The sequence below is a fragment of the Pseudarthrobacter sp. BRE9 genome (genome assembly GCF_031844305.1).
Classification (GTDB): Bacteria; Actinomycetota; Actinomycetes; order Actinomycetales; family Micrococcaceae; genus Arthrobacter.
The window spans coordinates 145,831-169,895 of record NZ_JAUZUY010000003.1; the positions used below are offsets into that span (position 1 = coordinate 145,831).

At 66.8% G+C, this 24,065-nt stretch carries 26 protein-coding genes; 11 read left to right on the plus strand and 15 right to left on the minus strand.

Annotated elements, in window-relative coordinates:
- Positions 1-2: 2 nt before the first annotated feature.
- Positions 3-602, plus strand: coding sequence for a hypothetical protein (locus Q9R31_RS08770; RefSeq protein ID WP_311262330.1), 600 nt, complete (start codon positions 3-5; stop codon positions 600-602).
- A gap of 59 nt (positions 603-661) precedes the next feature.
- Here the strand turns inward: Q9R31_RS08770 and Q9R31_RS08775 are convergent, their stop codons facing one another.
- From Q9R31_RS08775 to serS, 4 genes are all read right to left on the minus strand, one after another.
- Positions 662-1,246, minus strand: a complete 585-nt coding sequence (locus Q9R31_RS08775) for a histidine phosphatase family protein (RefSeq protein WP_311262331.1) — start codon at positions 1,244-1,246, stop codon at positions 662-664.
- Between the two features lie 99 nt (positions 1,247-1,345).
- On the minus strand, positions 1,346-2,230 hold the full coding sequence (locus tag Q9R31_RS08780; protein ID WP_311262332.1) for an HAD family hydrolase: 885 nt from the start codon (positions 2,228-2,230) through the stop codon (positions 1,346-1,348).
- Positions 2,231-3,118: 888 nt separating this feature from the next.
- Positions 3,119-3,493: a hypothetical protein gene (locus Q9R31_RS08785; RefSeq protein ID WP_311262333.1), complete on the minus strand. Its 375-nt coding sequence runs from the start codon at positions 3,491-3,493 to the stop codon at positions 3,119-3,121.
- A gap of 48 nt (positions 3,494-3,541) precedes the next feature.
- Positions 3,542-4,822 (minus strand): serine--tRNA ligase, encoded by a 1,281-nt coding sequence (gene serS / locus Q9R31_RS08790; protein WP_311262334.1) that lies wholly within the window; start codon positions 4,820-4,822, stop codon positions 3,542-3,544.
- Between the two features lie 88 nt (positions 4,823-4,910).
- Here serS and Q9R31_RS08795 point away from each other — a divergent pair, with 88 nt between their 5' ends.
- Positions 4,911-5,993, plus strand: coding sequence for a diacylglycerol kinase family protein (locus Q9R31_RS08795; protein ID WP_311262335.1), 1,083 nt, complete (start codon positions 4,911-4,913; stop codon positions 5,991-5,993).
- Positions 5,994-6,064: 71 nt separating this feature from the next.
- Here Q9R31_RS08795 and Q9R31_RS08800 read toward each other — a convergent pair whose 3' ends face one another.
- The 3 genes from Q9R31_RS08800 to Q9R31_RS08810 form a co-directional block, all read right to left on the minus strand.
- Complete coding sequence (locus tag Q9R31_RS08800; protein WP_311262336.1) at positions 6,065-6,268, minus strand: hypothetical protein; 204 nt, start codon at positions 6,266-6,268, stop codon at positions 6,065-6,067.
- Positions 6,269-6,362: 94 nt separating this feature from the next.
- Complete coding sequence (pheA, locus tag Q9R31_RS08805) at positions 6,363-7,343, minus strand: prephenate dehydratase (RefSeq protein ID WP_311262337.1); 981 nt, start codon at positions 7,341-7,343, stop codon at positions 6,363-6,365.
- The gene (locus Q9R31_RS08810) at positions 7,343-7,669 is read right to left on the minus strand and encodes a rhodanese-like domain-containing protein (protein WP_311262338.1); all 327 of its coding nucleotides are present in this window, start codon (positions 7,667-7,669) and stop codon (positions 7,343-7,345) included. Before Q9R31_RS08810 ends, pheA begins: the two co-directional genes overlap by 1 nt.
- Before the next feature lie 211 nt (positions 7,670-7,880).
- On the opposite strand from Q9R31_RS08810, the gene Q9R31_RS08815 reads away from it, so the two are divergent.
- The 5 genes from Q9R31_RS08815 (at position 7,881) to Q9R31_RS08835 (ending at position 10,966) form a co-directional block, all read left to right on the plus strand.
- Positions 7,881-9,308, plus strand: a complete 1,428-nt coding sequence (locus tag Q9R31_RS08815; RefSeq protein ID WP_311262339.1) for an amidase — start codon at positions 7,881-7,883, stop codon at positions 9,306-9,308.
- 132 nt (positions 9,309-9,440) lie between these two features.
- Positions 9,441-9,665 (plus strand): hypothetical protein, encoded by a 225-nt coding sequence (locus Q9R31_RS08820; protein ID WP_311262340.1) that lies wholly within the window; start codon positions 9,441-9,443, stop codon positions 9,663-9,665.
- 112 nt (positions 9,666-9,777) lie between these two features.
- Positions 9,778-9,987: a hypothetical protein gene (locus Q9R31_RS08825; protein WP_311262341.1), complete on the plus strand. Its 210-nt coding sequence runs from the start codon at positions 9,778-9,780 to the stop codon at positions 9,985-9,987.
- Between the two features lie 112 nt (positions 9,988-10,099).
- A complete protein-coding gene (locus Q9R31_RS08830) occupies positions 10,100-10,459 on the plus strand; it encodes a hypothetical protein (protein ID WP_311262342.1) in 360 nt (119 codons plus the stop codon).
- Between the two features lie 81 nt (positions 10,460-10,540).
- Positions 10,541-10,966, plus strand: a complete 426-nt coding sequence (locus Q9R31_RS08835; RefSeq protein ID WP_311262343.1) for a LapA family protein — start codon at positions 10,541-10,543, stop codon at positions 10,964-10,966.
- Between the two features lie 56 nt (positions 10,967-11,022).
- On the opposite strand, the gene Q9R31_RS08840 is transcribed toward Q9R31_RS08835, so the two are convergent.
- Genes Q9R31_RS08840 through Q9R31_RS08850 form a run of 3 tightly spaced genes read right to left on the minus strand, consistent with a single transcriptional unit; the run spans position 11,023 to position 15,176 of the window.
- Complete coding sequence (locus tag Q9R31_RS08840) at positions 11,023-12,543, minus strand: carboxyl transferase domain-containing protein (RefSeq protein WP_311262344.1); 1,521 nt, start codon at positions 12,541-12,543, stop codon at positions 11,023-11,025.
- 1 nt (position 12,544) lies between these two features.
- Positions 12,545-13,753 carry a CoA transferase gene (locus Q9R31_RS08845; protein WP_311262345.1) on the minus strand — a complete coding sequence of 403 codons (1,209 nt, stop codon included), beginning with the start codon at positions 13,751-13,753 and terminating at the stop codon, positions 12,545-12,547.
- Between the two features lie 55 nt (positions 13,754-13,808).
- Positions 13,809-15,176: an SLC13 family permease gene (locus Q9R31_RS08850; RefSeq protein WP_311262346.1), complete on the minus strand. Its 1,368-nt coding sequence runs from the start codon at positions 15,174-15,176 to the stop codon at positions 13,809-13,811.
- A gap of 134 nt (positions 15,177-15,310) precedes the next feature.
- Between Q9R31_RS08850 and Q9R31_RS08855 the strand changes: the two genes are divergently transcribed.
- Positions 15,311-16,009, plus strand: a complete 699-nt coding sequence (locus tag Q9R31_RS08855; RefSeq protein WP_311262347.1) for a FadR/GntR family transcriptional regulator — start codon at positions 15,311-15,313, stop codon at positions 16,007-16,009.
- A 211-nt stretch (positions 16,010-16,220) separates the two neighbouring features.
- Positions 16,221-17,666, plus strand: coding sequence for a cytosine permease (locus Q9R31_RS08860; protein WP_311262348.1), 1,446 nt, complete (start codon positions 16,221-16,223; stop codon positions 17,664-17,666).
- An 83-nt stretch (positions 17,667-17,749) separates the two neighbouring features.
- Here the strand turns inward: Q9R31_RS08860 and Q9R31_RS08865 are convergent, their stop codons facing one another.
- Both Q9R31_RS08865 and Q9R31_RS08870 read right to left on the minus strand, forming a co-directional pair.
- Positions 17,750-18,211: a DUF4190 domain-containing protein gene (locus tag Q9R31_RS08865; protein WP_311262349.1), complete on the minus strand. Its 462-nt coding sequence runs from the start codon at positions 18,209-18,211 to the stop codon at positions 17,750-17,752.
- Between the two features lie 34 nt (positions 18,212-18,245).
- The gene (locus Q9R31_RS08870; RefSeq protein ID WP_311262350.1) at positions 18,246-18,818 is read right to left on the minus strand and encodes a LysE/ArgO family amino acid transporter; all 573 of its coding nucleotides are present in this window, start codon (positions 18,816-18,818) and stop codon (positions 18,246-18,248) included.
- 95 nt (positions 18,819-18,913) lie between these two features.
- Between Q9R31_RS08870 and Q9R31_RS08875 the strand changes: the two genes are divergently transcribed.
- On the plus strand, positions 18,914-19,840 hold the full coding sequence (locus tag Q9R31_RS08875; RefSeq protein ID WP_311262351.1) for a LysR family transcriptional regulator ArgP: 927 nt from the start codon (positions 18,914-18,916) through the stop codon (positions 19,838-19,840).
- On the opposite strand, the gene Q9R31_RS08880 is transcribed toward Q9R31_RS08875, so the two are convergent.
- Positions 19,800-20,783 carry a nuclease-related domain-containing protein gene (locus tag Q9R31_RS08880; protein WP_311262352.1) on the minus strand — a complete coding sequence of 328 codons (984 nt, stop codon included), beginning with the start codon at positions 20,781-20,783 and terminating at the stop codon, positions 19,800-19,802. The genes Q9R31_RS08875 and Q9R31_RS08880 overlap by 41 nt on opposite strands.
- Positions 20,784-21,021: 238 nt before the next feature.
- Here Q9R31_RS08880 and pgm point away from each other — a divergent pair, with 238 nt between their 5' ends.
- The gene (gene pgm, locus Q9R31_RS08885) at positions 21,022-22,686 is read left to right on the plus strand and encodes a phosphoglucomutase (alpha-D-glucose-1,6-bisphosphate-dependent) (protein WP_311262353.1); all 1,665 of its coding nucleotides are present in this window, start codon (positions 21,022-21,024) and stop codon (positions 22,684-22,686) included.
- On the opposite strand, the gene Q9R31_RS08890 is transcribed toward pgm, so the two are convergent.
- Together Q9R31_RS08890 and Q9R31_RS08895 are read right to left on the minus strand one after the other, a co-directional pair.
- Complete coding sequence (locus Q9R31_RS08890; RefSeq protein WP_311262354.1) at positions 22,683-23,201, minus strand: 2'-5' RNA ligase family protein; 519 nt, start codon at positions 23,199-23,201, stop codon at positions 22,683-22,685. The genes pgm and Q9R31_RS08890 overlap by 4 nt on opposite strands.
- Before the next feature lie 188 nt (positions 23,202-23,389).
- The gene (locus tag Q9R31_RS08895; RefSeq protein WP_311262355.1) at positions 23,390-23,995 is read right to left on the minus strand and encodes a malonic semialdehyde reductase; all 606 of its coding nucleotides are present in this window, start codon (positions 23,993-23,995) and stop codon (positions 23,390-23,392) included.
- Positions 23,996-24,065: the final 70 nt, after the last annotated feature.

Genomic DNA, 24,065 nt, shown 5'->3' on the forward strand with positions numbered 1-24,065 from the left:
GAATGTTCACATTGACCATCAACCAGACGGACAGCCGGCGCGACGGCGACCAGGTCCCGCAACTGCTGAAGGCACTGCGGCACATCCCTGCGCGCCTGGACTTTGACCGGTCGGTGGAGGACGAAGTCCAGGGGATCGTGGATTGTCCGCACCAGGCGGTGGATGCAGCACTGATCGCGCTGCGCAGCGGGCACTGGTACGTGGGGATTGGCGCCGGGCCCGTGAATGAGCCGTTGCCCAACCAGATCAAGGACGCGTCCGGCCACGGTTTGGTCTACGCGCGGCGGGCGGTGGACCGGCTCCGCAGCAGCAAGGAGCGGGTCCCCGTTGCGGTGGAGGGGCCACTGGCCGATGTTGCCCATGACGCAGAGGCCATCCTCCGGTTACTGGGCCACATTGTGCGGGACCGGTCCGACGCGGAATGGCGGGTGCTGGATCTGCTGACTCCCAGCGTGCGGGGACAGCAAAAAGCGGTGGCACAGGAACTGGGCATCACCACCCAGGCCGTCAGCAAAGCAGTGGCGCGGGCGCAGTGGAATGAGGAGCATGCCGCACGCCCGGCGGCTGCCAGGTTGCTGGCTTTGATCCTCGCGGCCCAGTAGTCCTCAGTACCCTTGCGCCATCGTTGACGGCTTGTACGGCTGACTTGGCCTGCCGGACCTTACCTGCCGGTGGCCGCCATGACCGGCTCGCCGTTGAAGTACTCCAGCTTCCAGCCGTCGATCGCGTGATGGTGCGCCAGGTTCAGCACGGCGTTGTCCACGCTGGCAAGGGTCTGGCCAATGGCCCGGCTCAGGCTCACGCGCAGCAGGGTGCCGTGGGTGACCACCAGGAGCCGCTGGCCCCGGAACTCCTCCGCCAGCGCCTCGAGTGCGGCAAGGCCCCGGTCCGCGGCCTCGTCTTCGCTTTCCGCGCCTTTGAATCCGCCTGGAATTCGGAGAGCGTCAAGCTCGGGACCGGCCTGCATTCCTTCGGCCGGGCCGAAGCTGCGCTCGGTGAGTTCCGGGACGCGGCGGGACACTGTCAGCCCGAGGCCTTCGGCAATCAGGTCCGCGGTTTCCGCAGCGCGGCTCAGGGGCGAGGAGACGATGGCGTCCCATTCGTATGGGGCAAGGACGGCGACGGCGTCCCTCGCCTGGCCGCGTCCGACGTCGTTCAGGGGAATATCCGTGGCTCCCTGCAACCGGCGCTCGGCATTCCAGTCGGTCTGGCCATGGCGGACGAGGGCGAACGTCGTAAGGGTCATGCCCCTATTCTGCCTTGACCCCGGGCCCGGACCGGAATCGCCGCCTGCTCCCCCGGCCATTGAGCGGGCGGCGGCGCCGGCTAAGGGTGCGCTGTCCGTTTAGAGGAGGCTGCGCAGTACGTGGGCGGCGCCGTCGTCCTGCACCGAGTGGGTGACCTCATCCGCGGCGGCGACCACCTCCGCCGGGGCCTGCCCCATGGCGACCCCGCGGCCGGCCCAGGTGAGCATCTCGATGTCGTTCCGGCCATCGCCGACAGCAACGGTAAGGTGCTCTTCAAAACCAAGGCGGACGCGCAGGTTTTCCAGGGCGCTGGCCTTGGTCACCCCTGCGGCGGCGATATCCAGCCACGCAGTCCAACCCACCGAGTACGTGACTCCCGCCAGGCCCACATGATTAATGGCCTCGGTGAACTCCTCCGGCGTGTTTTCGGTGCTGAAGACCACCACGCGGACGGCGGTGGCCTCAAGCATGGTGTGGAAGTCCACGCCCACGGCCTCGACGCCAAAGCTGGCATCCTGGAACCGCTCGGTGGAGAGGAAATTGCCGTCGGCGTCCTCAAGCGCATATTTGGCGGACGGCAGCCGTTCACGCAGCGCACGAAGGGCCGGAGCAGGATCAAACGTGGCCTTGTGGATCACCTCGTAGCCGTTTTCCAGTTCCGGGTGGAGCCGGAGGGTCACGCCACCGTTGCAGCAGACGGCGTACCCGCGATCAATGCCGATCTTCTCAATGATGGGAAGCGTGGCATTCAGGGAACGGCCGGTGGCGATCATCACCTCGTGCCCGGCTGCCACCACGGCCTGCGCAGCCTCCCGCACGCCCGGAGACATGTGGCCGTCGTGGTTCACCAGGGTCCCATCCACGTCCAGCGCGACCATGAACTTCTGGTCCGCGCCGGTCAGGCCCAGGGTGCTCGTGTTGTCTCGGTTGTTGTCTCGCCGGTCATCGTTGCCGGCGACTGAGGTTTCAGTCAGCGTTGTCATCCACATAGTGAACCAGACGTAACCGACACGCGCTAGGACGCGGGCCACAGGTTTATTGAACTGTTGGTTAACACGGCGGGTTCCCACATACGGGGGCTCCGCCGCGCAATTGTCCCCCCGTAATGGACAAGTCCCCACCGTGTTATCCGAGGACTTGTCCGCGGCGCGGGGAGGAGCGCGGCTCTTTTCCACATAGGACATCCTGATCGGCACCGCAGCGCCCGAGCGGCCCAGCATGGAGTCATGAAATCGAATGATGCAGGCCTGGTTCTGGCCAGCAGACGTCGGGCCTTGACTGGAGACAGCCGCTCGCTAAGCCGGGGCTACAAGAACGGCACCTTGGTCAGGGTCCGGGCCGGTGTCTACTTCGGGAAAGCCGCCTGGCTTTCGCTCAAGCCCTGGGAGAGGTACGGAATCACCATGGCTGCAGTGGCCGCTCTCGATGCGTCCACCACATTCTGCTACGTGACAGCATTGCGAATTTGGAATCTTCCGGGGCCTGGCGTTCCAACCCACGTCCATGTCATCACCGCCTCCCCGCACAAGGCGGGACGGCTTCCGCCAACCACCACTGCTGCGCCGGATACCAAGACAGGGAAAACCGGCATTGAGCACGTCCGCAGCTACGGTGTGGCCCGCCACTTCTGGCCGGCCGATACGGTGCAATTGCATGGCTTCTCGGTTACTTCCTTGCCCCAGACGGTTATGGACTGCCTGGTCAGGCTCGAGCTCCCGGATGCAGTGGCCCTGGCCGATGCAGTACTTGGACCGGGAAGGCGGCCCGGCGAAGGGCTCACGCGCCAGCAGCTGAGCGAGGCGGCAGACGTCATGACCTCTGCCGCCAAGCGCCGGCGGATCCGCGAACTGCTGGCTCTGGCCGATGAAGCGTCAGAGTCCGTCGGAGAGTCGCGCAGCAGGGCGCTCATCCACGTGCTCGGGCTGCCCGCTCCTGTCCTCCAGTGCGTGTTCCAGGATCACGAAGGCTTCATCGCGCGCACGGACTTCTTCTGGCCTGACGCCAAGGTGATTGGCGAGTTCGACGGCGACGCGAAGTACCTCGACGATGTCCTGCTCGCCGGGCGAAGCACGCAGGAAGCGATCCTTGCCGAGAAGAAGCGCGAAGACCGGCTGCGGGCTCTTGGCTACAAGGTGGTCCGGTGGGACTGGAAGATTCTGTCCACCCCGGACGTCTTGCGCGAACGGCTCATTGCTGCAGGCATCCGGCCGCAGACAACCCCGCCCCGTGGACCGGACCCCCTGCATTACGGGAGGAATAGTCCACTAGGCGGGGAGCTGCGACAGGAAGGCCTTTTAGAGGACCGGCAGGACCTCGAGGCCGCCCAGGTACTTCTGCAGCGCCTTGGGCACGGTGACGGAGCCGTCCGGGTTCTGGTGGTGCTCCAGCAGCGCCACGATCCAGCGGGTGGTGGCAAGGGTGCCGTTCAGGGTGGCGACAGCCCGGGTGCCCTTGGCGACTCCCTCGGAGTTCACCACACGCTCACGGATGTTCAGGCGGCGTGCCTGGAAGGTGGTGCAGTTGGAGGTGGAGGTCAGCTCGCGGTAGGCGCCCTGTGTGGGAACCCAGGCTTCGCAGTCGTACTTGCGTGCTGCGGATGTGCCGAGGTCACCTGCAGCGGTATCAATAACCCGGTACGGCAGCTCGCACTTCGCCAGCATCTCCTCTTCCCAGGCCAGGAGCCGCTGGTGCTCGGCGGCGGCCTCCTCAACGGTGGTGTAGATAAACATCTCCACCTTGTTGAACTGGTGGACGCGGATGATGCCGCGGGTGTCCTTGCCGTGCGAGCCGGCCTCGCGGCGGTAGCAGGAGCTCTGGCCGGCATACCGGATGGGTCCGTTGGAGAAGTCCAGGATCTCGTCCGCGTGGTACCCGGCGAGCGCCACCTCCGAGGTACCCACAAGGTACAGGTCATCTTCGGCGAGACGGTAGATCTCGGCGTCGTGCTTTACATCGAAGCCGGTGCCCTGCATGGTCTCGGGGCGCACCAGCGTGGGGGTGATCATCGGGACGAAGCCTGCTTCGATGGCTTGGTCCATGGCCATCTGCAGCAGGGCCATCTCCAGGCGTGCGCCCACGCCGCGCAGGAAGTAGAACCGGGCACCGGAGACCTTGGCGCCGCGTTCCATGTCGATCGCGCCGATCAGCTCGCCGATTTCCAGGTGGTCACGCGGCTGGAAATCCGGGAATTCACGCGGGGTGCCGACGGTCTTGACCACCACGTAGTCATCCTCGCCGCCCTCGGGCACGCCGTCTTCGATGAGGTTGGGGATGGTGCGCAGGAGCTCCTCCTGCTTGGTCTGCGCGGCATCGGCCTCAGCAGACGCGGCCTTGACGGAGTTGGCCAGCTCCTTGACCTCTGCCAGCAGCGCCTGCTTCTCCTCACCCTTGGCCTGCGCCACCTTCTTGCCGAACACGTTCTGCTCGGCGCGGAGGTTTTCGAAGCGGATCAGGGCAGTGCGGCGGGCGGAATCCGCGGCGATGATCGCGTCCACCACTGATTCGTCCGCGCCACGGGCACGCTGGCTGGCACGGTATTTATCCGGGTTTTCGCTGAGGTCTTTTACGTCGATCACCAGACAAGGGTATCCAATACCGCGCACGACGGCGGGCGGCGGGCTCTGTGCACCCGTCCACCATGTGCCGGGCTACTGTTGAATCACCATGAGCGACTGGATTCTCTACCTGCTGATTGCGGTGGCGCTTGCCTTCGCCATCTCCAGCTGGTGGGGGGTACGCCGCCTCAAAGCCCTGCACATGCGCAGCGCCATGGCAGGGGAATCCTACGACTCCGGGCTGGCGCAGCAGCGGGTGGCCGTGGTCCTCAATCCGATCAAGGTACGTGCCGGGGAAGCGAAGGCCATCATCCAGCGGGCCTGCCTGGCGGCCGGATGGGAGGAGCCCGTCTTTTTCGAGACGACGGCGGAGGACCCCGGTTTTTCCCAGATGCAGGCCGCCCTGGCCGGCAAGCCCGACGTCGTCCTTGTGGGCGGTGGTGACGGCACGGTACGCGTGGTGGCTGAGGCCCTGGCGCACACGGACGTTGCCTTGGGTTTGATCCCTCTGGGTACGGGCAACCTGCTGGCGCGGAACGTGGACCTGGATGTGAACGACCTCCACGGCAACGTCCAGACGGCACTGTTCGGCCGCCAGCGCTACATCGACACGGCGCGGATGGCCATCGAGAACTCCCGGACAGGCCACTACTCGGAGCACGTGTTCCTGGTGATCGCCGGAATCGGCATGGATGCCGAGGTCCTGGCCGACACCAACGCCGGATTGAAAAAAGCGGTGGGCTGGCTGGCGTATACCGAAGCGGGCGTACGCCACCTGCCGGGCCGGCGGAAGAAGGTGTCCATCGCGTTGGACGGCAGCCCGGAGCAGGTCCGGAACATCCGCAGCGTGCTTTTCGCCAACTGCGGCCTGGTCCCGGGCGGCATCGACTTCATCCCGCAGGCCATGATCGACGACGGCATGCTCGACGTGGTGGTGATGAGCCCCCGCAGCGCGCTGGGCTGGCTGTTGATGTACATGAAAATCATGTTCAAGCACAGCGGCAAGCTGCCCGTCATGACCATTTACCGGTCAGGGAGGGTGGTGATCAAGTGCCCCGAGCCCATGCCCACACAGCTCGACGGCGACACGTCAGGTGAAGCCACGCAGCTCACCGTTCAGGTCCTGCCGCGGTCACTCCTGGTCCGGGTCAAGCGAGAGGTCCACGGCAGCAGCGCCAAGGCTGTGCGGTAACAGGGCTTTGCGTTAACGAGGCTGTGCGATAACAAATCTGTGAAGTGACAAGGGCGGGAGTGCTGCGCGGGTCAGGCGCTGGCCCGCTTCTTGGCGTCCGCGGCGGCCTTCGCCGCGGCGTGGGCTTCAGACTGCTCGCGGATCATGGCCTGCTCCTCTTCGAAGCGCAGGCGGTCGGCCCGGTCCGCGTCATCCCCGTCCCAATCCTGGTTGTCAGCCGTCGGCCTGGGGTTGACGATCATCCCCTGGCCGTCGTTGTCAGTGCTGCTGGTCATGACCCTCTCCTTTCGTCAGGGGCCATACCCCGTGTGGATCAGGCAAGCATACGCATTGTCCACAGCCCGCGGAAGTATTTCCGGGGGCATTTGCCTACGCTGTGGGCGAAGCTCCGGAACCGCTTTCACCTGCGAAACATTCCGCAGCAAGTATGGAGTCAACCCACGATTGCGCGGCCGAAAATGCAGCATCGGAGGTGTACGCCGGAACCTCAGTCTCCTGCTTGTCAGCCCGCGGATAGGAGCCCAGGAAACGGGTTCCCGGACTGATACGGTGCAGCCCCGCCAGTGCGTCGGCCACCCTCGCCTCGCCGGCGTGGCCTTCAGCGTCGATACTGAAAAAGTAGTGCCCCAGGTACTGCCCGGTGGGCCGGGACTCGATGCGGCTGAGGTTGACTCCGCGGCTGGCGAACTGGTCCAGGATTTCCATCAGCGCTCCGGGACGGTCCTCCGGAAGCGGGACAACCACGGTGGTCTTGTCCGCTCCGGTGCGGGCCGGCAGCACACCCGGCCGGCTGACCAGGATGAAGCGGGTCACCGCACCCGGATTATCGCCGACGTCCTCCGCCAGCACGGACAGCCCCGCATGCTCGCTGGCCACCAGCGGCGCGCAGATGGCCGCGTCATAAGGGCAACCCTCCTCAAGCAACCCCAGGGCGGCGGCCGCCGTAGATGAGCCTGGAACGTATTCCGCATCGGGTATGTTCTTGTCCATCCACAGCCTGCACTGGGCCCAGGCGTGGCCATGCGTTGACACCCGCCGGATGCCCTCGGTCCGCGTCCCGGGCGGGGCCACCAGGACAAAGCTGATGGGAACCAGGACCTCGCGGATGATCCGCAGTTCCTGGCCGGTGGCGATGGCATCCAGCGTGGCAGTGACACCGCCCTCCACCGAGTTCTCGATGGGGACCATGGCGGCGTCGGCCGCCCCGTCGCGCACCTTCTCAAGGGCGGCGTTGACGTTGGACGCCGGGACCCGGACTGCCTGCAGGGCCCCGGGTACCTGGAGGAGTGCCGCCTCAGTAAAGGTGCCTTCCGGACCCAGGAAGGTGTAGGTGCGGGAAGTACCGGGCACTAAAGCACCAGCGGCTTGAGTCCGTTGTCCGAGACCAGGGGTTTGCCGGATTCCAGCCATTGGTCCATCCCGCCGGCGACGTTGATGGCCGTGTAACCGTGGCCCGTGAGCCATTGGGCAGCGCGCAAGGACCGGCCACCTGTTCGGCAGATGACGTAAATGTCCTCGTCCGGATCGAGCTCGCCCAGCCTGGCCGGAATTTGGTCCATGGGGATGTGGAGTGCGCCGTCGGCGTGCCCGGCAACCCATTCGTAGTCCTCCCGGACATCCAGGATCACCGCGTCAGCGGGAATGTCATGCACGGGGACGGTATCGAAGTCACTCATCGGAGTCCTGTCTTGGCGGATCAGAGTCAGCTTTAAGCCTAGCCCTTCCGCCCCTTTCACCGCTGAACAGGTACGCAAAAGCTGCGGGTTAGGCTGGTGGAGCCCAAGGAGGTTTCAATGTCCCAACAGCCCGCAGCCCTCGCCACGTCCCCGGCTTTGCCGGACCTCGGCGCGGAACGGCACGCCGGACCACAAACGGAGTCCCCGGTCTGTGGTTGAACTCCATGAGCTCCCGGCGCTGGGCCTGCGGGACCTCCTGCGGAGTGGAACCGTGTCCGCCACGGAGGCCGCCGCCCATTTCCTGGCACGGATCGGACAGCAGAACCAGCTTCTCGGCGCCTTCATTACCGTGACCGCGGAACAGGCCATGGATCAGGCACGGGCGGCTGATGCCCTGCGTGCCCACACTGACGCCGACGATCTGCCTTTGCTGCACGGCATGCCGCTTGCCTTCAAGGACCTCACGGACGTGGCCGGCGTGGTGACCACACATGGCAGCGCAGCCCTGGATCACAAGCCCGCTCCCGCCGACGCCCCGCTGGTTGCCCTCTTCAAGGAAGCCGGCGTGGTGTCGCTGGGCAAGACGCAGGTACCTGAATTCGGACTGACGGCTTACAGCGAAAACCGCATCGCACCGCCGTCGCGCAATCCGCACGCACTCAGCAGGAGTTCGGGAGGATCCTCCGGCGGCAGTGCGGCGGCCGTGGCGGCGCGCCTGCTGCCTTTCGCCCCGGGGACCGACGGCGGCGGGTCAGTCCGCATTCCGGCCGCCGCATGCGGTCTGGTGGGGCTGAAGCCCGGCCGGGGGCTGGTGACGGCCGGGGAAAGTGCCGGCGATCCTGCCCGGCTGGTGGTGCCCGGCCCCCTTGCCCGGAGCGCCGAGGACGCCGCATTGATGATGGACGTCATGGTCCCGGGAAACCAATATCTGCGGGCAGTGCAACAAGGGGAGCCGCCACGGCTGCGGATCGGCGTCACGCTGGACAGCCCGTGGTCAGCCACGTTTCCCTTTACCCCGGAGCGGGAGGCCCTGGACGCGCTCCGGGCCGGCGAGGCCCTCCTGGAACATGCGGGCCATAGCCTGGGTGACGCTGCCATCCGCTATGACAACCGTTACGCGGACGCCTTCACCACGGCGTGGACCGCCGGGGTGGGTGCGGCCCGGATCAGCCTCTCGCGGGAAGCGTTGCTGGCACCCCTGACCCGCACCTTCCGGCGCCGCGCCCAGCAGCGCAGTCCCGCCAAGCTCGCCGAAGCACTGGCATTCCTGCGGCAGTTCCAGCATGACACCCTGGTGCAGTACGGGCAGTGGGACCTGATGCTGATGCCCGCGCTGGCGCAGACGCCGCGGCCAGTGGGCTGGTTCACGGGGACTGCGCACGGCGGTGAGCGCTGGCCGTCGGCGCAGTGGCCGGGGGATGCCGACGGCGACTACCGGAAGCAGTGCGAATTCGCCCCGTGGTCCTCGATGGTGAATGTGTGCGGCCTGCCGGCCGTCACGATTCCTGTGCACTGGACCGGCGGTGCCCCCGCCTCCGGACTTCCAATGGGAATCCAGCTGGTTGGCCCCATGGGTTCGGAAGCCCTCCTCCTGCAGGTGGCGCACCAGCTGGGCTGCCAGGGAAACCTGCGCCCTTGACCGGTGGCCGGGGCACTTGTTGACCTGTTCCTAACGCCCGCTTAATCCGCTGGTAACCCCGGCGGCGCACACTGGAAAAGCACCCTTCAGCACCCTCCACTCGCCCTCCGCCCGATGAGGAGTTGCCCCACCGTGAACGTTGAACATCCTGCCCCAAGTACCGAAACCACCATGACGGCAGGCGACGGGCGTCCAGACATGAGCAACCCGAACGTCAGGGAAGACCTGGCGATGACCGGCCGCTGCGCGCTGGTCCATCTGCCTACGGGCCGGACCTGCCTCCTTCCCCTCCGGCATCAGGGGCCCTGCGAGTTCCACCGTCCGCAAGAGGCACAGGACGTGGTGGACGGCGCGTGACAGGCCCTGCCCCACCCTGCTGTCCTGGCGCACCCGTGGGCTTTGCCGGCCTATCGACTCTCCAGCCAATCAGGAGGACGATTAAGGGGCAGTCACTATGAGGAGGTCTGTGATGTGCTATTCATCCAGCAAAGACTTCGGGTGGAACGTCAAGAAGGAAACCCACCGGCCTGAAGCCAAGCAGGACACCCCGGAAAGCCCGGTGGAGACTCCGGAACCGCGCGTCGAGGCACAGGACTACACATTCTGGGCTTTCCCGAACTGGCGCAGGACACCACGGCCCCGCACTCCCTCCGCTGAACGGAGCAGGGAAAGGGTCTGACACGCTGCCGGTTTGAACTGTGCCGAAGTCCACGGAAGGGTCTCCTCCAGAGGCCCTTCCGCTGCGCCCGGCACGGGTCTGCACGGATCCCGCCAGGCGGGAGAATGGACGCATGCACGGACTCTTCGTACATGAGGCCACCCTCCGGTTTGATGCCGACGCCCGCACAGGGGCGCCGGGAGCAGCCATCACCACAGCCCTCTGCGGCAGCTGGGAGCACCCGCCGCCGTGCCCGCTCGCCGCGCACTACACAGCGGTGCAACAGGACGGCAGCACCGTGACGCTGCGGACGATCTTCGCCGCGGACCCGCTGCAGGAAGGTGAGGTCCGTCGTCGTATTGACGATGCCTTGGCGCATGGCTCCCAGGCCGGCCCGGACGGCACTGTTTCACATTGGAGGTTTTTGGAGAGCCGTGCGGGTGAACTGACGACGGAGGAGCGCGGGCATGCGCTCCGAATCGCGGGCTCTTAGCCAGCCTGGCGTTGTGCCAGCCGAAGCCCGCCCGCTAAGGTGGCATCATAAGCATGCTTAGCATCTTGGAAGGGGACGCGAATGAGTGCTGGACAGTACACACCCGGGGCCGGGGATCAGCCGGAGCCCGACAACTACCCCACTCCGGCCGACAGGGCCGGCACCCCCGCGGCGCCGGACGTTCGGCCGGCAGACTCCCAGCCCGTCCCACCGGCGCCCAAGGCAACCCCTGCAGCTCCTCCTGAGCGCAAAGTCACCCGCGCCGGAGTCATCTGGGCAGCAGTCGTGGCTGCCCTGGTGCTGCTGATCCTGCTGATCGTTTTCATCCTGCAGAACCAGGAACAGGCTCTGGTGAAATTCCTGGGCTTCGAGGGCGCAGTCCCGCTGGGCATGGCACTGTTTATCGCAGCCGTGACGGGCGGCGTGCTGGTAGCCATGGCTGGCGGCGCGCGTATCCTTCAGCTCCGTTCCAACGCGCACCGGGCACGGACCCAGCAGCGGAGGTAGGTGAGGCGGCCGGGACCAGGGTTCCCGGCGCGTTCCCGGATCTGGGCTCCGCGCCGTCAGCAGCCGCCGAGGCTTGCGAACTTCCGGGCCCGGGCGGCCACGAGTTCCTGCACCGGCATAGCGGCGACCGAGCCCAGTTCGTACTCAATCGCCCGTGCCATCCGGGTGCAGAATTCGCGTGGCTCCTGTGAAGCATCGTCGCGCTCATCCACGATGTGGTCCACGAGGCCGTTGGCATACAGCGCGGCGACGTTGACCCCCTGCGCCTGGGCCATGGCCGGGGCAAATGAGGTGGTCCGGTGCACGATGGCGCTGGCACCCTCCGGCGGCAGCGGCGAGAGCCAGCTGTGCTGGGCGGCGATGGTCCTGTCGGCGGGCAGCAGCGCCAGCGCTCCTCCACCCGCGCCCTGGCCAAGCAGCACGGAAACCGACGGCGATTCCAGGCCGATCAGCTCATGTAGGGAGCGCGCGATTTCGCCGGCAAGTCCGCCCTCCTCCGCCTCCTGCGACAACGCGGCGCCGGCGGTATCGATGACAGTGAGCAGGGGCAACCGCAGCTCCTCCGCCAGCTTCATGCCCCGGCGGGCCTCACGCAGTGAACCCGGCCCCATGCCCGCGGCGTCCTTCCGCAGCGGGCGGGCGTGGCCCAGCACGATGCAGGACTGGGCACCAAACCGTGCCAGCGCCAGCAGCAACCCGGGATCCTTCTCCCCCTGCCCCGTCCCGTTCAGCGGCAGGGCGTCCGTGGCGCCGAACTTCAGCAGCTGGCGGAGGTCCGGCCGCCGCGGCCGGCGGGAAATCCCGATGGAGGTCCACGCGTCCACGGTTGAGGGCCGGACGTTCAGGGTTTCGGGTGGCGCCGACAGCGCCCCTTCAGCCATCGAGTTCTCCGGCATCAGGATGTCCAGCGCCCGGCCCACCAAGTCGGCCAGGTCACCCGGCTCCACCACGCCGTCGATCAGTCCCTTGTTGAAAAGGTTCTCTGCCACCTGCACGTTCTCGGGGAACGCTTCGCCGTACAGCGCCTCATACACGCGGGGGCCGAGGAATCCCAGCAGGGCTCCCGGCTCCGCCACGTTGATATGGCCCAAAGAACCCCAGGAGGCCATGACACCGCCGGTGGTGGGGTGCCGCAGGTAGACGAGGTATGGCAGGCCGGCCTGGCGGTGCGCCCGGACGGCGCCGGTGATTTTCACCATGGAAAGGAACGCGAGTGTCCCTTCCTGCATCCGGGTTCCCCCGGAGGCGGGCCCGGCCAGCAGCGGCAGTCCTTCCGCGGTGGCGCGTTCGACGGCGGCAACGATCCTTTGCGCCGCCGCGTGGCCGATCGAACCGGCCAGGAAGGAGAATTCGCTGACAATCACCGCCACGCGCCGGCCGCGGATGAGCCCGGCGCCGGTGATCACCGACTCATCGGCGCCGCTGCGGTCGCGCGCTTTGGCCAGGTCGCGGGCGTACTCCACGGACACCTCCGGCTGTTCCGGCTCGGCGTCCCAGGAGACGAACGACCCCGCGTCCACCACGGCGTCCAGCAGTTCCGTTGCGTTCAGGTGCCGCACCTTTTCCTTTGTCGGCATGCTATTTCGCCCCTGCCGTTGCAGAAGCCAGGCCCAGCCACTCGCGGATCGCCGGCCCGTCCTCGTCCAGCAGCGGCGGTGCATCGTGCTCGGTCGGGGTGGTTTCGGCTGCATCCCCGGGGGCGAAGAACCGCAGCGGCGGCCCGGGCAGGCTCACCTTTCCGAGCAGCGGGTGCTCCACATCCACCACGAGGCCCTGGGACGCCACCTGTTCCCAGGCGTACACCTCGTCCAGCGAGCGGACCTTCCCTGCCGGGATCCCGGCGTCGTTCAGTTTTTCCAGCAGTTCCGCCGCGCCGTAGCCGGCGAAGGCGCGTTCGACGGCGGCAATCACCCCGCCGCGGTTGCGCACCCTTTCGGCGTTGCTGGCAAAGCCGGGGGCAGCCGGGTCCAGGCCGAAGGCCGAAGCAAATGACTGCCACAGCTTCTCGCTGCCGACGCTGATCTGCACGCTTCCGTCCTTGCAGTTGAACAGGCCGTAAGGGGCGATCGAGGGATGGTGGTTGCCCTGAGCCTGCGGGACTTCGCCCGCCACCGTGGTCCTGGTGCCCTGGAATGCGTGGACGCCGATCAGTGAGGCCAGCAGCGAGGTGCGTACTACCTTTCCCTGCCCGGTCTGGTTCCGCTCCACCAGGGCTGCCAGCACGCCGAAGGCGCCGTTCATGCCGGAGAGCAGGTCGGCAATCGGGACGCCGACGCGCTGGGGGTCGTCCGGGCCGGACCCGGTGAGGGACATGAGCCCCGCCTCGCCCTGCAGGATCTGGTCGTAGCCGCTGCGCTGGGACTCGGGCCCGTCGTGGCCAAAACCGGTAATGGACAGGACCACCAGCCGGGGGTTGAGCTCATGCATCGCCGCGGTGGAGAAGCCCAGCCGGTCCATGACCCCAGGCCGGAAGTTCTCGATCACCACGTCCGCCCGCTCCAGCAGGCCGCGAAGCACCGCCTGTCCGTCGCCGCTCTTCAGGTCCAGGCTGATGGACTCCTTATTGCGGTTGCAGGACATGAAGTAGGTGGACTGGAGGTCGTCTTCGGGCCCGACGAAGGGCGGCCCCCAGCCGCGGGTGTCGTCACCGGTTCCGGGGTTCTCCACCTTGATGACGCGGGCGCCGAGATCCGCCAGCATCATGCCTGCGTGGGGTCCGGCCAGTGCGCGGCTGAGGTCGACGACGGTGTGCCCGGCCAGCGGGCCTTGGCGGTTTTCGGTGCTCATGGTCTGGGTTTCCTTTCTGGAACGGATGGCGGATCGCCGGCGGGTGCAGTTGCGGCTAGAGCCAGCCGGGCACCACCAGCGCCAGCCATGCCAGGACGGGACCGGCGACGATGACGATGCCGCTGTAGCCGAGGATCCGCTTGTAGAACTGGTCCTTGTCCACGCCTTCCGGGGCGTTGGCCAGCACCAGGGCACCGTTGGTGGAGAACGGTGAGACGTCCACGATGGTGGCGGACACCGCCAGGGCGCAGATGACGCCGACGGCGCCGATCTCGCCGGTGGAGAGGAACGGCACGGCCAAGGGGATGAGGGCGGCCAGGATGGCGGTGGAGGAGGCGAAAGCGGATACCACGGCGCCGATAAAGCAGATCAGGAGGGCGGCCAGCAGCGGCATGCCCATGCCGGCCACGCCGTTCGAAACGAATTCGATGGTGCCGGCTTCCTCCAGCACGCCCACGAAGGTCAGCATGCCGCAGATCAACAGCACGGTGGACCAGCTGATCTTGTTGATGGCGCCCTTCTGCGCTGCCGGTGAAACCAGGGCCAGCACGATGGCGATGGTGATGGACACGAAGCCGACGTCCATCTTGAAGCCAAGGGCCACGACGGCCAGCACGATCAGGCCGGCAATGGTGACCAGCTGCGGAATCCGCTGCGAGCGCTCCTTGGTGGCCTCGACGCCGTCGCCGGCAGGGTCCCGGGGACCGTACATGCCGGAGCCGAAGCCCTTGAAGGGAACGTCGGTGCCGGCTTTGGCGCCGACGCTGACGGCCATCCTGGCTTCAGCCGCCTGCTCCACGAAGTGGCCCACCTTCGAGGACAGGAGGTTCCGTCCGCCCAGGACCACGAAGAGCACCAGGGCAATAACCAGGTTGAAAATGAAGCTCGACAGGAAGAGCGCGGTTGGGCTGAACGCAAGGTCCGTCTTGGCCAGGATGCCGTTGACGGTGACGCCGTAGACGGCAATGGGCGAGAAGCCGCCCGCCTGCGCCCCGTGGATCACCATCATGCCCATCAGCAGCGGGCTGATCTTGTACTTGCCGGCGAAGCTCAGGGCAATGGGGGCAATGATGGCGACGGCGGCGGGAGAGAGGGCGCCCACGGCCGTGATAACGGCGGTAATGGCGAACATGACCCAGGGGATGAGGGCGACGCGGCTGCCCACCAGCCGGACGGCGCCGCGGACCAGCAAGTCAATGGTGCCGTTGTTCTGGGCTATGGCGAACAGGTAGGTGACGCCGACGATCGTCAGGAAGAGGCCGCCCGGAAAGTTGGCCAGGATCTCGTTGGTGGACATGCCCAGCACCACGGCGCCGAGCAGAAACGCGCCCACGAAGGCGAGCGCACCCATGTTGAGGGGCAGGACGGTGGCGAGCAGGAACATCGCCGCGAGGATGATGATCGATAGGACAGGAGCGGACATCGTTGGTCCTCCGTTGGGGAAAGAAAGAATGTGACGTGAGTTACTGGCTCACTGGACTAGCCTCTTAGACAGTGAGTCTATCTGTCAATAGAACGAGGAGGTATTCTGTTTCGTACGACCCTTGGGAGGGCTTTGTGGAGAAGACAGCACGGCTGGGCCTGGAACGCGTCACACGGCCGCGGCTGTACGAGCAGCTGGTGGAGCAGATCCTCGCCTACATCGAGTCCGCCCAGCTCCGCCCCGGCGATCTCCTGCCGGCCGAGCGCGACCTGGCTGAACGGCTGGGGGTTTCCCGCGCCACGCTGGCCCAGGCCCTGGTGGCCCTGGAGGTGCTGGGCGTCATCGACGTGCAGCACGGCACCGGCGCGGTCCTGGCCCGGCGGCCCAGCGTCGCGTCGGTCATCAAGGGCCTGCGTGAGCACCAAAGCCGGCTGCCGGAGATCGTGGAAGCGCGCAGCACCCTGGAGGTAAAGCTTGCCGCCCTCGCCGCGGAACGCCGGACTGACCAGGACCTCGCCGCCATCGACAACGCCCTGGACGTCATGGCCAAGGAAATTAACGACGGCGACCGCGGCGCCCACGGCGACGAACTGTTCCACCAGGCCATCACCGCGGCGGCACATTCCTCCGTCCTGGCGCAGCTGATGGCCTTCATTGCCGAAATGATCCTGGAAACCCGGATGGAGTCCCTGGGCCAGCCCGGCCGGCCGGAGCAGTCCCTGGCTTCGCACCGGAAAATCGCCGACGCCATCCGCGCCCAGGATCCGGAAGCGGCCGCAGACGCCATGCTGGCGCACATTGAGCTGGTCTCGGACGTGGAGCTGCTCCGCTAGTCGCCCCAAGCCGCTTTCGCGGAGGCAACTTCCCGCCGCACGGACCGCTCCCCCTGTAATGAGCTTGGGAATAGTCCATCCGGAGGGGACTTTTATGCGCGACACGCGGAGACGTCTGGCTTCCCGGACAGTAGGAGCCGGTTGCGGGTGTAGACGGAGAGCCAAACCCGGTGTGATGGACACTACGTTTCCATCACTGAGGAGTTAGGCCATGGCCGGAGGCAGCACCGCCGTAGAGGCACGATCGATCGACATGATTCCGCCCAGCGAGCGGCACGGCCACCCGCGCGGCCAGTTCACCCTGTGGTTTGGCGCCAATGCCCAAATCACCGCCATCGTGGACGGGGCCCTGGCGGTGGTATTCGGCGCGGACGCTTTCTGGGCGATTGTGGGCCTGCTGGTGGGGAACGTGGTGGGCGGCGCCGTCATGGCCCTCCATTCCGCGCAGGGTCCCAAGCTGGGCCTGCCGCAGATGATTTCCAGCCGCGCCCAGTTCGGCGTCTACGGGGCCGTGATTCCGCTGGTACTGGTCATCCTGATGTACGTCGGATTCGCCTCCACCGGCACCGTCCTCTCGGGGCAGGCGATCAACCTCATGCTGGGAGTGGACGCGCCCGCCGTCGGAATCCTCATCTTCGGTGCCGCGACAGCGCTGCTGGCCATCCTGGGCTACAAATACATCCACGCGCTGGGCCGCATCGCCACCGTGCTGGGCCTGGCAGGCTTCCTGTACCTGACGGTTGCCGTTGCCACCAAGTTCGACATCACGCAGGTAATGATGGTCAAGGGCTTTGAATGGCCCACGTTCCTCACCGCGATTGCCCTGGGCGCCGGCTGGCAGCTCACCTTCGGCCCCTATGTTGCCGACTACTCCCGCTACCTGCCCGCGGACACCTCGGAACGGAAGACCTTCTGGTACACGTTCGCCGGCTCCGTGGGCGGTGCCCAGTGGGCCATGACCCTGGGCGCCCTGGCCGGCGGCCTTTCCGCCGCCAAGCTGGGCGGGGACTTCCTGAAGAACCAGGTGGGCTACATGGGCGACCTCGCCGGCGGCGGGCTGATCGCCGTCTTCATCTACCTGATGATCGTTACCGGCAAACTCACGGTGAACTGCCTGAATGCCTACGGCGCCTTCATGTGCGGCGTCACCATCAGCACCGCCGTCAACCGCAGGGATACCGTCTCCAAGGCGGTGCGGATTGCCTTCATCGTCGCGGTGATCGGCGCCAGCGTACTCATCGCGTTGTTTGCCAGCAAGGACTTCCTGAACCTGTTCAAGAACTTCGTCCTCCTGCTGCTCATGGTGTTCACGCCCTGGTCGGTGATCAACCTGGTGGACTACTACAAGATCTCTCGGGACCGCCTGGACATCCCCGCCCTCTACAACCCGGACGGGCGTTACGGCCGCTGGAACGTCGCCGCCCTGGTTTCCTACGGAATCGGCGTCGTCATCCAGGTCCCGCTCCTGGCCCAGGCGCTGTACACGGGCCCCGTCACCAAACTCCTGGGCGGCGCCGACATCTCCTGGCTTGTGGGGATCGTTGCCACGCTGGCCATCTACTACCCGTGGGCCCGTGCCACCAACCGTGCGCCGGCGCAGACCATCTATCCGGACAATCAGGTTGAGGTGCCTGCGGTCGCGGCCATGAAGGGATAAGGCACGACGGCGGCCCGGGCCCGGGTGCCATGGTCACCCGGGCGCCCGGGTCTCCGCCGCCGTTGCTTCCCGCTCGGGCAGGGCTAGAAAGTGCCGGTATTGGAACCGGCAGTGCCGGCGACGGCCAGGCCGATGATGAGCAGCAGCCAGATGGCCCCGTAGCCCAGCAGGCACAGGTAGCCCAGCACCAGGCCCGTGATGGACATCCCCCTGCCCGAGGGTTCGCGCCGGAGGGCCAAGTGGCCGGTGATGATGGCGGCGAACTGCGGGAGCAGCAGCCAGCCCATGAGGACCGAGGCAATGCCGCAGACCATGCTCGCGATGCTCAGGGTCTTCGCTTCCACCGGCCGGCCATAGTAGGGCTGCTGGCCAAAGTACTGCGGCTGGTTGTATGGCGGCTGGTTGTACCGCGCCTGGCCATATTGCGCTTGGTTGTACTGGCCTTGGCCATACTGGGGCTGCCCGTACTGGGGCGGCGGCTGGTAGCTGGGCCACGGCGAACCGTCACGCTGGTAGTCAGGCCCCTGGGATGGCTGGTTGCTCATGGTTTCTCCCCTGCGAATCTGGCTCCAGCCTACTTCAGTGCAGGACCAGGCGGACCGCCAGGATCAGCATCAGCACGCCGATGGCAGCATCAATCCAGCGCCAGGTGCGGGTGCTGCTGAGCACTCCCGCCAGCGCCCTTGCCCCGTACCCCAGGGCGGAGAACCACAGCACGCTTCCGGTGACCGCGCCTGCGGCGAAGATCCACCGCAGGTCGGCGCCCTGCTGGTTGGCAAGGCTGCCCACCAGCACCACGGTGTCCAGGTAGACGTGCGGGTTCAGGAAGGTCAGGGCCGCCGTAGTGGCGATCACCGAGTTCTTCGACCTGGGCGCCTGCTCCGCCAATGCCGAGGGTTTCGCCGCCGCCATGAAGGACCGTGCCGCGAACCACAGCAGGTAGGCGGCTCCGGCCCAGCGCAGCACTTCCAGCGCCTCGGGGAACCTGGTAACCACAGCCCCGATGCCCGCCGTGCCACCCACGATCAGCACCGCATCGCCAGCCATGCAGACAGCCACCACCGCCCCCACGTGCTCCCGCCGGATGCCCTGGCGAAGCACGAAGGCATTCTGGGCGCCAATCGCCACGATCAGCGCCATCCCGGTAAGCATTCCCGTTATTCCTGCAGTCCACATAGCTATGACGGTAAGTTTCCCCTCCCACTGTAGGCAAATAAAGGATTCTGAGGGGTCATTAGAATAGCTTCATGAACCTTGAGCATCTGAAAGCGCTGGTGGCTGTCATTGACGAAGGAACGTTCGAGGCAGCGGCAGATCTGCTGCGCGTTACGCCGTCGGCTGTGAGCCAGCGGATCAAGGCCCTGGAAGCGTCGGTAGGCCAGGTGCTGGTGCGCCGAAGGCTGCCCTGCACGGCGACCGACGCCGGCGCGCTGCTGCTGCGGATGGCCCGCCAGGTGCAGGTGCTGGAGGCGGAGACGTCGGCAGCGCTGGGCTCGAGCGGTCCGGCCCGGGCCCACCTGCCGGTGGCCGTCAACGCGGATTCGCTGGCCACCTGGCTGGTCCCGGTCCTGCACCAGGCCGCAGCATGGGAGGACTCTGTCCTCGATCTCCACGTTGAGGACCAGGGCTACAGCAGCCAGTTGCTCCGCGAGGGCGAGGTCATGGGGGCCGTGACGTCGGACCCTGTCCCGGTGAGCGGCTGCAGGGTGGAGCTGTTGGGCTCCATGCGGTACGTCCCGGTGGCCACACCCGGGCTGCGCCGCAGCTTTTCAGGCTCCGGCCGCGTGGACTGGGCAGCGATGCCGGTCCTGAAGTTCAATACGAAAGACAACCTGCAGCAGCAGTTGCTCACCGCGAAGAGCCTGCCGCAGTTCCCGCCCACGCACACCGTCCCTTCGTCCCAGGGGTTCTTCGCCGCGGTCAAAGCCGGCCTGGGCTGGGGGATGATTCCGGAGCTTCAGCTCACGGATGAGCTGGCGTCCGGTGCCCTGGTCCTGCTTGAGGACAACGTCCACCAGGATGTGGCCCTGTACTGGCAGGCCTGGACCCTGGATTCAGAACGGCTCAAGCGCCTGACAGCCGCAGTCCGTAGGGCGGCCCAGGACCGGCTGCTGCCGGGAGATGCGCTGGAGGCTAACGGCCCAAGTAGGGCAGGATATACACGGCAAAAATGACGAAGGCCGCCAGCAGGGCAAGCTTCCCTCCGCTGGTACCGCCATGCTGCTGCGCTTTGCCGTTCCGGCCCCGGCGCGCCGATCCTGCCGACGACCCTGTCCGCGTTCCCGCCGGCCCGCCTGCCCGCGTTCCCGCCCTCTGCCGTGCCGGCTGTCCTGCCTTCGTTCCGCCCGGGGGAAGGGCGCGCCCGGCGGGGTGCCGCGCCGCGCTTTGGCTCCGGCCCGTTCCGTCCCGGCTCGTTCCGGCCCCCGATCCGGAATTCTCCCGCGTAGCTGCTGCCGGGCCGGCCGGTGGCAATGCTCCTGCCGGGCGCACCACGGTTCCCGGCCGCACGCTGCGCAGGGCGGTGATGCCAGGCTCCTGCTCATGGGTGAGCTGCTGGCCCAGCTGCGCGTACAGGCCCACCACAGTCTGCTGGTCGAGCACTGCCGGCAGCGCCTCGATGGCGCCCACCACCCGCTGCGAACCCGCCACGGCAACATCGGAATCCGTCACCCCGAAAAGGTCAGGCTGCGCGGCCATGCAGATGAGTGGGCGCACCAGCCGGCGGTGCGGCGGAGCCAGTACCGAGGCCACGGCTGCACACTGGGCCAGGGCGCCTTCCACGGCTTGGGTCCGGGCAAACCGGCCCTGCCACAGAACTCCGGAGGCCACCCGGACTTCGCCGGTCCAGTTCTTCGAATCGACCACCACCACGCCGCCGGGACCCACCAGGACGTGGTCGAGATTGGCTTTGGGCCGGCCGGGCCAGTGGACGTCGTGGAGTACGTACCAGCCGCGCGGGACCAGTTCGCTGAGCTTCTCGGCGACCACCCGCTCCCCCACGGCGCCGGCATCCCACGCCTTCGTGCACCGTTCGGCCTGGTCGAGTTGGCGCTTCAGCCTCGCAACGCGCTCGGCAGCCAGCCTGGACTGATCCGCTGCCCCGTCTCCTGCCCCCATTGGACGTCCCCGTTTCCTTGCCGGACAGGACGACGGCGGCGGCCCGCCGTCGTCCGTTCCTTTCAGTTGTTTTCCTGGATTTTTTGAAAGGTAGCAGGGTGCGAAAGGGCCGGTATATAGGTACTTTCCGGCCGTGTACTCAGGTGGACTACTTGGTTGATGACGTTATTGCGTGTCAAAGGGCCGGAATTTTGGGCGGGTCGTTTGGACTCCTGCCAGCTTCTGGCATGCTGGAGCCATGGCTAGCCGCGCGGGCACAGTTGCCCAACCCCAGGACCTTGTTGACATCACTGCGCTCCTTGACGCGTATTACGACATTGCGCCGGACCTGGGTGATCCCGGCCAGCGCGTGGTGTTTGGCACCTCCGGGCACCGGGGTTCCAGCCTCAAGGCGTCGTTTAACGAACAGCACATCGTGGCCATCACCCAGGCAATCGTGGAATACCGGGCGGCGCAGGGCGTCACCGGCCCCCTGTTCCTGGCCAAGGACACCCACGCGCTGAGCGAGCCCGCGCAGAACTCCGCCCTGGAGGTGCTCGCCGCCAACGGCGTGCAGGTCCTCGTTGACGCCCGGCACGGCTACACCCCCACACCGGCACTGAGCCATGCCATCCTGACCTACAACCGGAAGGCGGCGCCCGGAGCCCCGCAGGCCGACGGCATCGTGGTGACCCCCAGCCACAACCCGCCTGCCGACGGCGGCTTCAAGTACAACCCTCCGCACGGCGGCCCCGCGGACTCGGACGCCACCGGCTGGATCGCCAACCGGGCCAACGAACTGCTGGAAAACGGCCTGCGCGGCGTAAAGCGGATCCCTCTGGCTGACGCCCAGGCCGCAGACACCACGGGCAAGTTCGACTTCCTGAGCAGCTACGTGGACGACCTTCCGTCCGTCCTGAACCTGGATGCCATCCGCAATGCCGGCGTCCGGATCGGTGCCGATCCCATGGGCGGCGCGTCCGTGGATTACTGGGGCGAGATCGGTGAGCGCCACCACCTGGACCTCACCGTGGTGAACCCGACCGTGGACCCGCAGTGGGCCTTCATGACCCTGGACTGGGACGAGAAGATCCGCATGGACTGCTCCTCGCCGTCCGCCATGGCGTCGCTGATCCAGCGGATGTCCGACGCCGCAGCCACCGGCCAGGCCGCCTTCGACGTCGCCACCGGCAACGACGCCGACGCCGACCGCCACGGCATCGTCACCCCGGACGGCGGGCTGATGAACCCCAACCACTACCTGGCCGTCGCCATCGACTACCTCTACCGCAACCGCAGCGGCTGGAACCCCGCGTCGGTCATCGGCAAAACCCTGGTGTCCTCCTCCATCATCGACCGCGTGGCCGGGAACCTGGGCCGCAAGCTTGTTGAGGTTCCGGTGGGCTTCAAATGGTTCGTGCCCGGCCTGCTCTCCGGTGAAGGCGCTTTTGGCGGCGAGGAATCCGCGGGTGCGTCCTTCAACAAGCTGGACGGCAGTGTGTGGACCACGGACAAGGACGGCATCCTGCTGGCCCTATTGGCCTCGGAAATCACCGCGGTCACGGGTACTTCCCCGTCCCAGCTGTACAAGGGACTGACAGACCAGTTCGGCGCCCCCGTCTACGCCCGGATCGACGCCGCCGCCACCCGTGAGCAGAAGGCTGCGCTTGGCAAGCTGTCGCCGTCGGATGTCACGGCAACGGAACTGGCGGGTGAGACGATCACTGCAAAGCTCACCGAGGCCCCCGGCAACGGCGCGGCCATCGGCGGCCTGAAGGTTGTCACCGAAAACGCCTGGTTCGCGGCCCGCCCGTCCGGCACCGAGGATGTGTACAAGATCTACGCCGAGTCCTTCAAGGGTGAAGAGCACCTGAAGCAGGTGCAGGCGGAGGCCAAGGCGCTGGTGGACAGCGTCATCGCCTAGCCCTGCGGCTGGCCCTGCTCAGGATCGCGGCTCCAGAGCCGGAGGACGCGCCTGATGGTGTGGTCGCCGTCGGGAGCCATGTCCACCAGGGCGACGCGGTCAAGCACGACGGCGTCGCCCGGGTGGAGGCGCTTGCTGCCGTGGTGTGAGACGTGGGGGCGGTAGCCTGCGAGCGTGTGCGCCGGTGTCAGGACCCTCCCGCCGGTGGTGCCGACTGCCTCGACGAGATGCTCGTGCAGCCTCTGGAGGTCCGGTTGCGGCCTGATGAGGTTGACCGGGACGGAGCCGTTTCGCCCGAATCCCGCGTCCTCCCCCACCGCCAGCGGACTGCCAAGCGCTGCTTCGGCGCGCGGCGCCGCGAGCCGGGCGATGCTTTCGGCGACGTCGGCACCGTCCGTGGTGGCGGCGTCGAACCTCACCAGGGTGATGTGCAGCGGCCACTCCGTCCGTGGAAAAACCTGGCCGGCAGCCACAGGTTCGACGAAGGCCACAAAGATAAGGTTCCGCACAGGCATACGCCCAGTCTCCCACCAGCCCCGCAGACGCCCGCTCACTTTTGACAGGCGATGGTCACACCCCCGCTCACATTATGCAGAGAAACAGCAAACGCCCGCTCACCGTGTGAGCGGGCGTTTGCCGAAAGACCGCCAAAAGTGAGCGGGCGTTTGCCGAAAGACCGCCAAAAGTGAGCGGGCGTGGGAGGTTAGACGGTCCGGACGGCCTCGTCGTAGGAGAACTTGGGCTTCGCCTCGCCCCAGGCGTCCTCGGTCGGCTGGCCGATGTTGACCACCAGGAAGCTCTTCTGGTCGCCGGCCGGGAAGAAGGCTGCATCGATAGCGGCGAAGTCAGCGCCGGTCATGGGGCCGGCAGCGAAACCAAGCGAACGGACGGCCAGGATGAAGTAACCGGCCTGCAGGTGGGCGTTGTTGTTGCCCGTGGCGGCGGCCAGCTCCGGGTCGGCGTCGTACATGGCCTTCGGGGCGTTGTAGCCGGGGAGGAAGTTGTCCCACTTGCCAGCCCAGTCGGTGTCGTAGCTGAGGATGGCCACGAGCGGGGCGGAGGCCGTCTTGCCCTGGTTGCCGCGGGACAGCGCGTCCACCAGGGTGGCACGGGCCTCGGGCGAGCGGACATAGGTGACGCGCAGGGGCTGCGAGTTGAAGGCGGTGGGGCCGAACTTGGTGAGCTCGTAGATGGCCTGGGCCTGCTCCTCGGTCACCTCGCCGGTGAAGGAGTTGGCGGTGCGGGCCTGGGCAAAAATGGCGTCCACGGCTGCCGAATCGATAACCGCTTCTTCGTGGGCAATGGTCATTGGCTTACCTTTCGCTGCGCCGCCCGCCTGCCGGGGTGGCCTCTGATGCTTTCCATAGTTGCAACTTCAA